The 13,298-nt window shown below is 71.2% G+C and carries 15 protein-coding genes; 3 read left to right on the forward strand and 12 right to left on the reverse strand.

Annotated features, from left to right (window positions below; translation table 11 throughout):
- The first annotated feature begins 1,292 nt into the window (after positions 1–1,292).
- The 3 genes from ACZ4WV_RS29380 (at position 1,293) to ACZ4WV_RS29390 (ending at position 2,821) form a co-directional block, all read left to right on the forward strand.
- Positions 1,293–1,943 (forward strand): helix-turn-helix domain-containing protein, encoded by a 651-nt coding sequence (locus ACZ4WV_RS29380; protein ID WP_465751655.1) that lies wholly within the window; start codon positions 1,293–1,295, stop codon positions 1,941–1,943.
- Positions 1,940–2,428, forward strand: coding sequence for a hypothetical protein (locus tag ACZ4WV_RS29385; protein ID WP_465751656.1), 489 nt, complete (start codon positions 1,940–1,942; stop codon positions 2,426–2,428). Before ACZ4WV_RS29380 ends, ACZ4WV_RS29385 begins: the two co-directional genes overlap by 4 nt.
- A gap of 129 nt (positions 2,429–2,557) precedes the next feature.
- Entirely contained in the window at positions 2,558–2,821 is a 264-nt protein-coding gene (locus ACZ4WV_RS29390; RefSeq protein ID WP_465751657.1) for a hypothetical protein, read from the forward strand.
- 344 nt (positions 2,822–3,165) lie between these two features.
- Here ACZ4WV_RS29390 and ACZ4WV_RS29395 read toward each other — a convergent pair whose 3' ends face one another.
- From ACZ4WV_RS29395 to ACZ4WV_RS29450, 12 genes are all read right to left on the reverse strand, one after another.
- On the reverse strand, positions 3,166–3,732 hold the full coding sequence (locus ACZ4WV_RS29395; protein WP_465751658.1) for a bifunctional DNA primase/polymerase: 567 nt from the start codon (positions 3,730–3,732) through the stop codon (positions 3,166–3,168).
- Complete coding sequence (locus ACZ4WV_RS29400) at positions 3,722–4,045, reverse strand: hypothetical protein (RefSeq protein ID WP_465751659.1); 324 nt, start codon at positions 4,043–4,045, stop codon at positions 3,722–3,724. Before ACZ4WV_RS29400 ends, ACZ4WV_RS29395 begins: the two co-directional genes overlap by 11 nt.
- Positions 4,046–4,160: 115 nt before the next feature.
- Positions 4,161–4,418 carry a hypothetical protein gene (locus tag ACZ4WV_RS29405; protein ID WP_465751660.1) on the reverse strand — a complete coding sequence of 86 codons (258 nt, stop codon included), beginning with the start codon at positions 4,416–4,418 and terminating at the stop codon, positions 4,161–4,163.
- A gap of 70 nt (positions 4,419–4,488) precedes the next feature.
- Positions 4,489–5,109, reverse strand: a complete 621-nt coding sequence (locus ACZ4WV_RS29410) for a hypothetical protein (RefSeq protein WP_465751661.1) — start codon at positions 5,107–5,109, stop codon at positions 4,489–4,491.
- 296 nt (positions 5,110–5,405) lie between these two features.
- The gene (locus ACZ4WV_RS29415) at positions 5,406–5,954 is read right to left on the reverse strand and encodes a hypothetical protein (RefSeq protein ID WP_465751662.1); all 549 of its coding nucleotides are present in this window, start codon (positions 5,952–5,954) and stop codon (positions 5,406–5,408) included.
- The gene (locus ACZ4WV_RS29420; protein ID WP_465751663.1) at positions 5,954–8,419 is read right to left on the reverse strand and encodes a helix-turn-helix domain-containing protein; all 2,466 of its coding nucleotides are present in this window, start codon (positions 8,417–8,419) and stop codon (positions 5,954–5,956) included. Before ACZ4WV_RS29420 ends, ACZ4WV_RS29415 begins: the two co-directional genes overlap by 1 nt.
- Before the next feature lie 10 nt (positions 8,420–8,429).
- Complete coding sequence (locus ACZ4WV_RS29425) at positions 8,430–9,065, reverse strand: hypothetical protein (protein ID WP_465751664.1); 636 nt, start codon at positions 9,063–9,065, stop codon at positions 8,430–8,432.
- A gap of 110 nt (positions 9,066–9,175) precedes the next feature.
- Positions 9,176–10,108: an endonuclease domain-containing protein gene (locus ACZ4WV_RS29430; RefSeq protein WP_465751665.1), complete on the reverse strand. Its 933-nt coding sequence runs from the start codon at positions 10,106–10,108 to the stop codon at positions 9,176–9,178.
- Between the two features lie 145 nt (positions 10,109–10,253).
- Positions 10,254–10,973, reverse strand: coding sequence for a hypothetical protein (locus ACZ4WV_RS29435; RefSeq protein ID WP_465751666.1), 720 nt, complete (start codon positions 10,971–10,973; stop codon positions 10,254–10,256).
- Between the two features lie 294 nt (positions 10,974–11,267).
- Positions 11,268–12,209, reverse strand: coding sequence for an AbiTii domain-containing protein (locus ACZ4WV_RS29440; RefSeq protein WP_465751667.1), 942 nt, complete (start codon positions 12,207–12,209; stop codon positions 11,268–11,270).
- 140 nt (positions 12,210–12,349) lie between these two features.
- Positions 12,350–12,514, reverse strand: a complete 165-nt coding sequence (locus tag ACZ4WV_RS29445; protein WP_465751668.1) for a hypothetical protein — start codon at positions 12,512–12,514, stop codon at positions 12,350–12,352.
- A gap of 40 nt (positions 12,515–12,554) precedes the next feature.
- Complete coding sequence (locus ACZ4WV_RS29450) at positions 12,555–13,298, reverse strand: hypothetical protein (protein WP_465751669.1); 744 nt, start codon at positions 13,296–13,298, stop codon at positions 12,555–12,557.

Below are 13,298 nucleotides of genomic sequence, written 5' to 3' on the forward strand. Positions count from 1 at the left end.
CTTCGCCGAGGACTGGCCCGCGCTGCGCGCGGGCGGGGCCGGCTGTGCCGTCCTGGATCGGGCTGCGCCCGATCGGGTGGGGTGGCGGGCCCCGCGCGTGCTTGGGTGGTGGCGGGCCAACCTCCGCGCCCCGCTCCGTAATTGAGTGAGCATCAGAGTGGGGCCTTCGGCCCTGACTGGGCGGGGGGTGGGTTCGGGCTTCGCCCGAACCGACTGGTGGGGCGCTTCGCGCTTTGACGGGTGGGATGGTGATGAGTGGTCAGGTGGCGGGGTCACTCGTTGGGGTAGTACAGGGACAGGCTTCGCACTCGCTCGCATGCATCAAAGGGTCTATCCGCTAGAGTCTGGGACTGAGGAGGGGTTCCGGAAACCTAAGAATTGCACAGTCATAAAGCCTCGCACCGTACTGGTGAATAGTGCCTGAAAGGCAGGCGTGCAATGCGGTCTGGTGTCACCCTGTCAGCCTTCTCCGGGCGGGAGAGAAAAAGGGAATGTCGAACGAAAAGGCTGGGACAATGGCGGCGAAATTTCAGTGGGCCAGCCGTCACATGTCGGTGCCGGGCACCGGAACAGTGGGGCCGGCCTTCGGCCGCTGCGGCCAGCCAGCGTACCGAATCCGGCGGGGTCGGGGCTCCGGAGGAGACCCCGCCGGGGCTCCCGCGCGGCTGGAAGCCCAGCACATCCGGCGGAAGGGCATTCAACCCGTCGTCCGGCCGGGCGCAGCGAAGCGGGCGCGGCTACTGCCGGATCGGCCGCAGGCCGATGCTGTGGCACGGGCCTGCAGGTCGGCGGCGCTGCTCCAGCAGGTGCTGGCGGGCTCCGGCACCCAGGCGGCGGGTGTGTCCGGGCGCGGTGCCACAGCGGCTGGTCGTCCCCTGGTGGGCGACTGACCTTGCACCACGGTGACGGCGTGTTGGTGCTTGCGCGAATGGTTGATCATCGATATCACGCGCGCGCACGTTCTAAGAGCTAGAACGCCGCATCATTGCAGGTCAGAGCCTTGCTTGGGGGCCTGAATGTCAGCCCAGGGCTGACATATCTGGGTGCTGAAGTCAGACAGTGCTGACGGACCGCGGTGGTTTGGTGGCAGTAGTGCCACGGAACTGGTCGCGTGTGTCAGTGGACGTTATCCACAGGCACCGTCGGTGATCGTGTTCCCCGGCACCGTCGTTTTGTCAGTCCTGGGCTGACATTGCGGGGAGTTCCGTGCGTGTCCTGCCACCAATGCGTGGCTGTACTGCCACGGTCGTGCCAAGATGCTGACGTCCAACCCGATCAAGGAGAGCCACGGCATGAGCGCAGGGCCCACGGACGGCAGCTCCGCTGCCCGGCTGCCGGAGCCGCAGCCGGCGCGAACCCGGCGCCGCCGCCCCAAGCCGCCGCCCACCTCGTACAGCCGGATTCCGAAATCCAGCACCGTCGAGCTGCCGCCCGGCCACGGCGCCCAGGTCTTCCCCCTGCCGACCAGTACCGGGTTCGTGGGCCAGGAGTTCAGCATGGACTCGCTGGAGTTCATGCGCTGGGCCGCCCGGCGGTACGACAGCGACCGGTTCGTCCTGGTCGTGCTTCTCACCCTGATGGGCTGCCAGGAACCCGGCGGCCTCGTCGAGACGACGCACGAAGACATCGCCAAGCACCTCGAGTACAGCCGGTCGCACATCACCCGGGTCTTCAAGGTCCTGGAGGCCGACGGGGCGCTGCGGAGCCTGCGCAGGGGCCTGTACCAGCTCAACCCCGCCGCGAGCCTGCGCGGGGGTCTCAGGAAGCCGCAGAAGGGCAAGAAGGCGGCTGCGGCGGGCAAGGGTGAGCGGGTGGAGCAGCTGGACCTGCTGCGCGAGATCCTGGACGATCCGAAGGCGCCTGAGGCGTTCAAGGCGATGGCGCAGCCGGGTGCCAAGCTGGAACCGCGCAAGCCCGACCTCCTCGAAGGGAAGAAGTCATGAGCGTCACCACCGCTGAGGAGTGGGTCTCGCGTCGTCCGCTGTGGGGCAGCTTCAACGGGCTGGCCTACGTGCCGCGGTTGCCTCCCACCGCCTACACCCTGCTGCTGCACCTGATGACCGAGCAGGAGCCCGGCGGCCTGGTGGTGGCCACCCACGACGAGCTCGGCGCCGGGCTGGCGATGGGGCGCGACCAAATCAGCCGCGCCATGCCCTACCTGGTGGCCGCCCGGCTCGTCACCGTGGTGCGCCGCGGCCGCTTCCAGCTCCACCCCGCCATCGCGGCGTTCAACACGCCCAAGGAGCAGCAGCAGGCCATGCGGGCGCTGCCGGCCGGGATGCGGCTGGACGAGGGTGACTTCGAGGACGAGTACGAGCGCCGGCTGGCTCAGCACCAGGAGGAGAAGGCCCGCAAGGCCGAACAGCGCAGCAAGGTCACCGACATCAGTCGGCGCCCCCGGCTCAAGTCCGTGCCGAACGCCGGCTGAGCCTGTCCTGGTTGGAGCAGAGAGATGGGGGCGGAGTTGGACAAGCGCGGTACCCGGCTGCAGAGGGCTGGAGAGAGAGTTGTTCTGGGCGCGGCCGAGGCGGTGAAGAGCACGTTGGAGGAGCGTGCGGTGATCCGCGAGATCGGGCTGGCCGTGTGGGAGGACCTGCCGCTGGTCCTGGCTGCGTTGTCGGACTTCGCGGACAAGGGGCACGCGGCCGGGCTCGCGCAGCTCACCGCAGCTGCCGACGGCCCCGGCGGGGAGGACAAGGCCCGTCAGCAGAGCGAGGCGATGGACATCTTGAACGGCGCCGATCAGGCAGAGCGACTGAAACGGTGGCTGTTGGAGGCGGGCCAACGGCTGAACGACGAACGCGTTGCCGATCTCCCCTGACCCGCAGAACCCAGCCCTTGGCCCGTCCTCCCGATCAGGAAGACGGGCCAAAGGCGTCCGTGGTCGGTGAAGGACCCGGGGGTCGTTCCGCCGAAGCGCAACGGCACCCGGCCGCTTGTGCGTACATCGTTCCCCTTGAGGGGAAAGATGCAGGTCAGAGCCAATGAAGGGCCGGCCGGCGTCATCACAGGCTTGATCAGTTTGTTCTGCCGTGGCAGAACAAACTGAGGGGCCGTTGTGTCCCCGCCACCGAGCACCGTCCGGCCGAGCAGACGTGCTGCGCCCGACACCAGGGGGCCCTGCTCGCGGGGACAAAGGTCACCGCCGGCGGGGACAAACCCGCCTCACGGTGCCAGCCGGGGTGTCCGGCGGCTGGCCGCGGAGAGCCTCTCCGCGATCCAGGACGGCAGCGGGGCCACCGGGTGGTCCCGCTCGACGACGTACCGGATACCGCTGACGACGGACCCTGGGCCGATCAGGTAGCCGCCGCTGCCCCGGCCCGGGCCGCGGACGTCGATACCCGGCCCCAGTGCTGTGCGGCCGCCGGAAACGGACGCGAAGGCGCAGCCGGGCGGCACGCGGAAGTACAAATGCGCGCCGCCGGACGGGCTGGTGACGGTCAGCGTGCCCGGCCACGGCTCGCCCAGGCGGTCGGCCAGGGCGGCGAGGACGTCCCGGCCGGCTCCCTCGACGTCCAGGTCCAGGCCGACGATCCGGCTGGCCCGGCAGCCGACGCCGATGTTGTCGCCCTCGCGCCACTGTCGGCGGACCTGGTCCGGGTCGGTCCAGCACCGCGCGCTCCAGCCGCCGGCCTCGGGACGGCGGCCGCCGGGCGGCAGCGCGAACACCGCCAGCCCGCGCACAGCCAGGTCGACGGCCGCCCTGGTGGTCAGTGCCAGGTCAGCAGACACAGTGGTATTCGTGGCCGGCTCCGCAGTCGCAGCAGTGGAAGCGGCCCTCGTCGAGGGGGTACCCGCAGTCGCAGAAGTCCAGGTCGTCCCACTCGTCCTGCATCTGGGCCCTCCAGAGGCGGTCCTGCTCCTCGAGATGGGCGACGGCGTCCTTGTAGGTGTTCACGCCCGGGGTGTTGGCGAGCACGTTGCACAGCGCGGCGCGCTGGTAGCCGTCGGGGTGGTCCAGCAGCGCGATGGCGTCGGCGTGCTTGACGCCGTAGGTGCTCTTCAGTTCGGCGAGCTGGGTCTTGCGGGTGTGGTTGATCGGCATGGCAGGCCCCTCCCAGGGCTGCGGCGATCCCGTGACCCGCCGCGCAGGAAGGCGACCGGAGAACAGCTGAGGCAGAGCAAGCGGCTCGGCGCGTGGCACCTTCGGCCGCGTCCGGTCACGGGCCGGACGGATGCCGGGCCTGGCGAGCCGGGCCCACGGTCACTGACCGCCCGTCAACGGTAGCGGACCGCGCTGACACCGTCCGGCTGAACGGGGCGAACCCGGCCAGTGAGTCCGGCATGATGATGCTGCCCGCACGACGGGACAGGTCCAGCTCGGCGAGCCGGGTCTTGGTGACCAGGTGCGCGGGGACCTCGCCCCACCAGGTGTACGAGTGCGGCGGGACCGGCTTCGCGGATTCCGGCGTGGTCATGGTGCATCTCCCCTTCTCGGCTGTGCGGTTCAACGGCGGCCGCCACCAGGTGGTGGCGGCCGGGGCCTGCTCAGTCCATGCCGTCGGCCAGGTCCCGCAGGTGGTGGACGGCTTCGTCCCATCCCTGGCCGTACCAGTACGGTCCGGTCAGCGCGGTCGGGTGGTGCGGGGTCGCCTCCAGCAGGTCGGCCGCGTGCCGCCAGGACGCGGCGAGCGTGGTCCGCATCCGGTCGAACTCCTCGACCAGCGCGGCCAGCTCCGGGCCGGGCGGCAGCTGCGGGTCGGCGTCGGCCGCCAGGTCGCGGCGCAGCCGGGCCACGGCGAGGCGGGCCAGGCGGGTGGTCTCCAGTTCCTCGCGCCAGTCGCGCCCGGCCGGCTGGCCCGGCTCGTCGGCGGTGGTGGCCGGGGCCGAGGGCGGCTGCTGCTGGCTGGTCTCGGGCGAGTTCATCGGCGGCCAGCCGCCCGCCGCCCGGCAGTCGTCGCGGTCGATGTGGAACCGCGGCGCGGTGTCGCGGTCCTGGCCGGGCTCGGGCGGCGGGCCGAACCAGGTGTGGCCCTCCCCGGTGATCCGGTCCCCGCAGTGGGCGCAGCGCCAGCGCGCCGGCGTCAGCTCCCACGCCGCTTCGAGGTCCTCCAGCTCCTGGGCGGCGTCGCCCTGGCCGTGGTCGTCCCGGTGGCCGTCGTGCGTCATCGCGATTCCGTCCTGTCCTTGGAATTCTGGTCGGATTTCCTGTGGTCGGGGGCTTCGGGAATTAGTGCGTGGTGCTGGTTCTGGCGGCGCTGTGAATTCGGATCGGAAGTTCAGCTTGCCCGCGCGCGGGCCCGTTCCCGGGTTGGATTCCCCGGAATTCCCCGCCGTGACCGCTGTGAAGCTGGTCGCGGTCGGGGTGTTCGCGGCACCGGTCCCTGGTCGGATCGCGGCCGCCACTCTGGCGGCGCTCGGCCCGAACCGGCCGTTTTAGATGGCCAGTTGGGCGGGCGCCGTGATCAGCTCAGGTCGAAGTCGTTGGTGTCGAATTCGAAGTCATCCGGTCCGAACCCGCCGTACCCGGCGCCGCCGTTGAAGTAGTCCGCGAGCGCCTGGCCGATCACGGCCCGCACCTCGCCCTCGTCCTCGGCGACGGCCAGGGCCGCGGCCTGCTCGCCCGACAGGTTCAGGTGGATGTCGCGGGCCCGGACCGCGTCCGACCCGCGGATCTCGAAACTGACGGCGCGCCCGACCCGGGCCCCGATCCCGGAGACCGTGCCGCGCTGCGCGAGCTGCTTGGCCTTGCGCTCCCGGCCGCGCTCGGTGGTCTGCACATCGACCGCCTCACGCTGCAGCCGCTCGGCGTCCTTCCCCTTGGGGTGGCGGGTCCCGTCGATCCAGCGCAGCACGGTGCGCGGCTTCACCCCGTACGCCTCGGCCATCGCCTTGGTGTTCCCGCCGTACTTGCGCTCCCGCACCTGGCCGGCCTGCGTCGTGGACTGCACCGGCGCCTTCCGCGACGGGAACAGCGCCTCACGCACCCGGCCGAACAACCCCTTGCCCGCCATCAGTTCCCGCCTTCATCATCGTCATTGCCGGTGCCGGCGGCCCCGCCATCCTGGCCGATCGGGGTGCCGTCGGTGGTGTAGTGGTGGACCAGCTTGGAGGGGTGCTCCCGGCGCTCCATCGCCTCGACCACCGCCGTGAGCGGGATCGAGGACTCGTGCTTGTGACTGCCCGGCGCGATACCCAGGCGCAGCGCGCCGGGGACCGGAGTGCCGTCTTCCTTCACCGGGAGCAGCTCCAGCGGGGAGGGGGCGTCGGCGGCGTACAGGTACGAGTCGACGTTGACGGCGAAGGGGGCCCGGCCAGTGAGCTGGAGGGTCTTGCGCAGGCGGCGGTGGGCGGCGATGCGGGCGGCGGCGATGACCTGGAAACGCAGCGCGGGGTCGTACGACCAGGACGCGGCGACCTTCTCCATCCACGTCTGGTCGTCCAGGTGGCGGGCGCTGTCGGCCCACTTGCCGATGCCGCCCTTGTAGATGTTCTTGTAGGTGGCCGCGAGGACCAGGGCGTCCGCGCGGACCGGGTCGGTTCCGACGTCCTTGTGGACGGCGTAGGCGGCCAGGAAGTCCTCCGGGCTCTGGCCGTCGATCAGCCCGAGCTCGGCGTAGGTGCGCTTGTACCCGGCGCGGATGCGGCCGGTCCACTCCTTGAGGAGCGGGGCGGTGTGGGCGGCCAGGTAGGCGGCGGTGATGGTGGACGGGTCGAAGCCGTAGGTGGTGGCCATGTAGGCGACCGTGACGGTGGCGTACCAGCCGGGCCCGGTCGGCGGCTGGCCGTGGAAGGTGGCCGGGTGCGGCAGCAGCTCGTCCACCGCGATGCCGGTGAAGTCGCACCACCACAGGCCGGCGGTCTTGCCGTCCCAGGCCGGGTTCTTCACGTACTCGTACGGGCCGATGGGCAGGCGCAGGGAGTCGGTGACCGACAGGTAGGAGGCGCAGACGTCGACCGCGACCGCCCACGGGCGGCGGGCCTCAACGTCGGTGAGCTCGCGGGCCCACCACTTGTAGTCCTCCTCCTCGCACACCGCCTCGCCCTTGCTGAGGAGTTCGCGGGTGAGCGGGTGGCGGGCCCCGGCGGCCGGGGGCACGCACAGGTCGCCGCTGGGCAGGGCGCCTTCGCGCAGGTGGGAGGACCACTCCCCGGTCGTCTGGTCCTTGACCCACTCCACGCGCGGGCGCACCGCGTCCAGGAGCAGCATCGCGGTGGAGGCGGTGGTCGCGCCGGGCGCGACGCCGAGGTCGGTGGTGAAGGCGCGGTAGCGGCGGGCCAGGGTGAGCCCGTCCCGGGTGCCGTCGGGGGCGGTCGCCAGCGGAGCGGCCAGGGCACTGGTGGCCTGCTGGCGGCCGTCGCCCTGTCCCAGCCACGGCGCGATGGTGACCCGCACCGAGGTCTTCGGTCCGCCAGCCGAACCGGCGCGGCGGAAGACGTGGAAGCTCGGGCCGATCTGGTCGGAGAGCTCCATGCCCACCGTCGCGGCGGCCTTCGCCAACTTGGCCCGGAGCGCGGCCAGGGCCTTCTCGGTGGCGGGCATCGTGGCGGGTAGTCCCAGCTGCTTGAGTGCCGCGGCGGTCAGGCAGACCATTCCGTCGCCGCCGCGCCCGGACGGGTGGGCCCGCTCGACGCGCAGCGGCAGCCCGGTGCCCAGCCACGCGAACCAGTCGCCGAGCTTGGTCCCGGCCGGGGCCGGGATCTGCTGGACGTCGAGCATCCACCTGCCGTCGTCGGCGACGTCCAGCGCGACCGCCGGCCACCAGCGCGCAGTGGTAGCCGTGGCGGCCGGGCCAGCGGGACGCGGAGCAGCTGGACGGGCAGCGGTGCGGGCCGTCGCGGGGCGCGGGCGTGCAGGGGCCGGCGTGGTGGTGGGCGCGGTCCGGGCCGGCTCCGAGACGACAGCAGCAGCTGCGGGCGAGGTCGGCTCGGCGATGACGGGCGGGGTCGGGGCCTGCGGTGCGGTGGACGGCTGCTGGGGTCGCGCGGCGGCCTCGGGCGCCGGGGCGGCGGGGCGGCAGAGGCCACCCAGGTGCATCGGGCGGCCCTGGGCGCGGTAGACGGAGGGCTGGCCGCACTGCACGCACGGCGCAGCTTCGCCCATCACCAGCGAGCCGTCCGGGTTCTGGTCGAGCAGCGGGACCACCAGGCCGTCGGCGGTCTCCTGGGCGGGTGCCGGGCCGGTGAACGCCTGCGGCACCGCCGGGGCCGGGGCGGCGGCGGGCTGCTCGGGCGCGGGGAAGCGCTCTGCCAGGCCCGCGAGCAGCCGCGCGTAGGCCGGGGCGATGTCCGGGCCCGGGACGGCGGTGCCGTCCTCCCAGCCCAGTACCAGGGCCGAGTTCACCCGCAGGGCCGCGGCGATCTGCGCGGGCGTCAGCCCGGCCGCCAGGCGCAGCCGCTTGCGCTCCGCCGGGACCGGCAGGCCGGTGTTCACCGCGGCGAGCAGCGCGTCGACGGAGTCGAACAGCTCGTCGGACATCGGTCGCTCCTCAGCGTCCGTTGGGTCGGGTCGGGTCGAGGCGTGGGTCGCCGAACAGGGCGTCGAAGACGTCCTCGGTGACGCAGCCGATCAGGTTCCGGTCGGCGTCGCGCAAGGTGTAGCCGGCACTGCGCCCGAGGCCGGCCGAAGCGAGCGGGACCTGGGAGCGGTAGTAGAAGGTGAGCTCCCGGCCGGTGAACTCGCCGCGCTCCTTCTCCGGTGCGTGGTCGGCAGGCAGGGTGAACGAGGGCAGGGCCGCGACGTCCTGCTCGGCGGCCAGGTGGAGCTTGCCGTCGTCGGTGGTGCGGAAGGCGATGACCAGGTCCACGCCGCCGCTGCGGCGGTCCCGCGGTAGCCCGTGGCCCTGGAGGACCCGGCCGAGCTGGGAGGCTGCCATCGCGGCCGCCATTCCGAGGGCGCGCCGGTTGGAGTAGGCGCCGGCGGCGTCCGCGCGGGACATGGCCAGTTCCTTGAACACGGTCAGGTGCTGGGTGACGCGGCTGATGCGGGCGACCAGGGCGATCAGGTCGTCGAAGTCGGAGGCCGCCGGCGGCTCCACCAACCGTTCGTTGCGCAGCGCCGCGAGCAGCGCCCGGCCCAGGTCGTCGGGCACCTCGACGTCCTCGCCGCCGATACCGATCCTCACGAGAATCCTCCCAAACAGTAGAGCATGACCAAATACTACACCCGTCTACTTTGTAAGCCAAAGGCGAAGGGGCGCACGGCAGTGCCGCGCGCCCCTCGATGCCTTCATCATCAGGCCGGCGATGGACGGTTCCGCCGATCGCGCCAGTGTGCGAACAGCACCATCCAGTGGTGCCGGGCCCGGCTCGGCACCGCCCACCCCGCGTCCGGCAGGTCCTCGCCCAGGTCCTCCAGGACGATCCGCACCGCCAGGTCCAGCCAGCTGGCCATATAGCCGTAGCGCAGCAGCAGTTCCCGTAGCTCCTGGTCCGTTGCCGGCAGCTGCTCGTCGTCGCGCCAGTGCGCGGCGCGAAACTGCTCCGCCGTCAGAGGTCGGCTCATCAGCACCGGCACCGCCAGCTCGGCGAAGTCGCGGTCCCTGGCCTCGTAGCGGCTCATGTCGACTGGGCCGCGCAGCTGCTGGTGCAGCTCCCGGGCGCCCTCGGTGGAGTCGGCGGCCACGACCAGGGCGCGGGGCACAGGGCTGTTCACCCTGTCGTCGGGCTCGCGCGTCACCCACACCCAGTACGGCTCGGGCGAGGCCACCAGGCGTGCCCTGTGCCGCTCGGCTTCCGCGTCGTCGCACAGCGGCCCGATCTTCTTCCACGCCCTCGTCCCGATCGCTGGCTTCCCGGTCACCAGCGCCCAGTACACGTACGGCAGCACCAGCTGCTCGTGCACCGCGCGCAGCCGGCTCGTGTACTCCTCGAACGTCAGGCCGAGGTAGGAGAAGTCCTCGGCGTACTGGTCCAGCCCCACCGTCCCGCTGCGCCACAGCGCCCGGTGCAGATCCCCCGCCAGACTCTGGAACAGCCCTCGCGGCAGGCGCAGCGCCGCCTCCAGCGACCCGAGCCGGGAGTTGCACCGCCGACACAGTGCGCCGCGCACCTCGTACGAGACGTGGTCGTGATCGACCTGCACCGACGGCCTCGTGCACAGCTCGCAGCGCGGCCGCTCGGCCAGGAACGCGGCCTTCGCCTCCGGCGACATCTTCCGGTAGTCCACGTATGCCTCCAGCGGCGGAATTTGCTCCTCCCCGCAGGGTTGCTGGCATGTCCGACAGGCGTCACCCGATCGGCCGCGTCGCGACACGCCGCTGGCCGGGCCGCGCGCCTGGTCGAGGCCCGCGACAGGTTCAACGAGCGGGCGGCTACTCGGCCGACAGCGTCGCCTGCCTCCGCAAGCGCAGCGCCTTCGTGGTCTTGGCAGACAACCGCGGGTCGCCGAGGACCCGGGCGATGACAGCTTCGTCGCTCATCTCCCCGTGCTGGGAGTGCAGCGGCGCGCAGATCCCCTCCAGTTCGTCCAGCGGGTCCGCCGTGTCCGCCTCTTCCTCCTCGGCGTCCTCACCGCCGTTGGACGCGGCCTCCAGCAGCGTGGAGGCGGTCCGCAGGTGCGCGACCACCTCACCCATCGCCGCCCGGTCCTCAGGGAAAGCGAGATCGGGGTGCTTGCGGGTGGGGACGTAGACCTTGCGCAGCGCCCCGATGGCCTTGCGCAGCTCCTCGAAGGCCAAGGAGAACAGGTCGCTGTCCAGGTCCTCCAGGGCGGGCAGCGCGGTGTACGGCTCGCCGGACGCGTCCTGCGGCAGCTGACCATCGACACCCAGTTCCTGCAGGCCGACGATCGAGGCGAGGACGCTGACCGCCCCCGATAGGTACCGGCAGGTGTCCCTCAGCAGGGCCTGCTTCCGGCGCAGCGTGGCTGCCCGGTCGTTCGACGAGGGTGTGGTCTGCTCGTCGTTGGCCAGCGCCTGGGCCTCCCGGCCCAGTAGCCGGTGCGCGGCGATCAGCGCCACGGAGGCCCTGCGGGCAGGTGTCGCCTCCTTACCGGTTTCCGCTCCGGTCACGCCCTCGCGCTCACTCGACACGTCGTTCCTTCCCTCACCGCCCGTCCACGGCGACTACTCATGCCATCCGTCGCCGTTCTCGGCGACGAAGCCGATTGATCGTCGCTGCTTTCGGCGACAGCCCGAGAGGCCGCAGCGTTCAACGACCATCCTGTGCCCCGGACACGGCCGAGTTGGGTGCTGCTGGCGAGGGTGCGGCTGCGGTGGAAACCTCATCCGGACCAGCCCGCTGTACAGGCCTGCGGGTGCACCGTGAGGGCCACCGCCGAGGCCGCGAACGTCAGGCACCCGCTGCGGCCGCACCCGGTCTCGGGATCAGGCGTCGCCATCCTCGGGCGCGCCCAAGGTCAGAATCTCGCCGAGGGCAACGTAGGTTTGCAGGAAAATGAAGCGGGCCTCATCGATGGTGACCTCGGCGTGAGTACCTGCGGAGCACCGGGCGTAGAGATCGGACAGGGTCCGACGCAGCCGGTCCCTGCGACTCTTGGACGCCCCGCAGGCATGAGTGTGAGCCTGGAGACGGTTCAGCACCTGCTGCTGTCCAACCTTCAGCTCAGCCTCGTCCCCGATCTTGTACGGCTCGTCGCGCGCCGGGAACACATAGTCCGCAGAGGAGTCGATCAACCGACGGCAGGTCGTCAGCGCCTGGCTGACGGACTCAGTGTCGCCGTCCCGGAGCCGGTCAGAGATACGCTCGATCTTGTCGAGCGCACTCCCGCTCGCCGCAGCCAAGGCCCCGTCGACCTTCTCCTGGGTGTCCGCGAACAGACTTGCCTGGAGCTCGCTGAATAGGAGTTCGTGGTAGATCTCGGCAACCATGTCGTAGACGGTCGCGACGACTTGCCCGCAGATCCCCTTCCACGTGGCGACGTTGGCCGAGGATTGGAGGATCCGCTTGTCATGGTTGCCCGAGGCAAGCAGAGCCTTGTCGCCCGAATAGTTACCCCCACCGCGCATGGCGTCGATGGCTTGCTGGCTGGACTCGACATAAGCCTCCACTTTCGCGATCGCCACTGTGTAGAAGGTTCCCTTCTCCCGGTCGGCCAGGCGCCCCGCTCTTTCGACCCACGTCGCCGCCGAGCCATCCGTCGGGTACCCGCTGCGTTCGAACCCGAGGAACTCCCCCAACTCGGTGTGACCGACCAATCGGGCAAGCCTGCTCGCCTTCAGAACGACCTCGGACGCCTTCAACCGCTTGAGCTCGATGTCAGCCAAAAGCTCGTCCGCAACGCGTATCGCTTCTTCCTGCCGCCCCATCGCTGACCGCCCGTCTGATCGAACTCTGCCGGGTAGCAGTCCTACCATGCGAGCCCGACACCGTGAGCGGGCCGACGAGCTTGGTCAGCCCCTCCACTCGATCCCGTCGGCATCGACGGCCGGGGCCCGAGCACGCTTGGTCAGCGGTTCCGGCGTACAAGGACTTTGAGGACTTCCCGGGCGTCGCGGCGTCGGTCGGCGCTGCGGGCGGCAACGGCGGTGACGGCGGCGGCGGTGATCGCCATCGCGTACCAGGCGGTGCTCGCGGCGGTGATGAGCGCGGCGTTGTGCAGGACGGGGGACACGGCTGTTCTCCTGGTGGTTGGGGCGGTGTCGGTGTTGGTGCTACTGGCAGACGAGGTCGTGCAGCTGTTCGGCGATGGTCTCGGTGGGCATGACGAAGGTGCCGAAGCGGTCGTCCGCGCGGACGGTGTCGAGGTCGTCGACCGTGCTGCGCAGGCGCGGGTCGGGCCGGGCGAGGTCGGTGGTGTCCTCGGGCAGGTGCAGGTGCTGGCTGTGCCAGGGGATGTTGAAGAGGTAGAGGTCGATCTGCGGGACGCTGGGCGGGGGCGGCGCAGCGGGCAGGGAGCGGTCCGACTGGTCCATGAGCTGGGCGGTCTCGTGGAACCAGAACTCGGCGTCGCGCAGTTCGCCGAGGGCGGCGTGGTGGAGGTAGAGGGCGTAGGCCGCGTTGCTCTCGCCGGAGCCGGCCGCGAACTGGAACCAGAACTGGGCGTTGCGGGGGTGTCCGCTGAGGTAGAGCAGGGCGGCGAAGACGAGGCCCCCCTTGGGCTCGATGTCCGGGTGGTTCAGGAGTCCGTAGAGGTGGTCCGGGGCGTCGTCCTCGTTGATGATGCAGGTGGCGAGGGTGCGCAGGTCGCGTTCGGCGTGCTGCTGGAAGGTGAGGGCCTGCTCGTGCTCGGGCTGTTCGGCGGGGCGAGGCGGGTCGTTCCGCTCGGGCGTGGCCTGCTGCTGCTTGAGGGCGGTGATCTTCGCGGCAATGCGGCGGCGGCCGGCCTGGGGGTCGTAGCCGGTGAAACGGGCGTAGGGGGCGGCGGTGTGTGTCAGGTGGTCGAGTTCGGTGTGCAC

The sequence above is a fragment of the Kitasatospora sp. NPDC029312 genome (genome assembly GCF_055569215.1).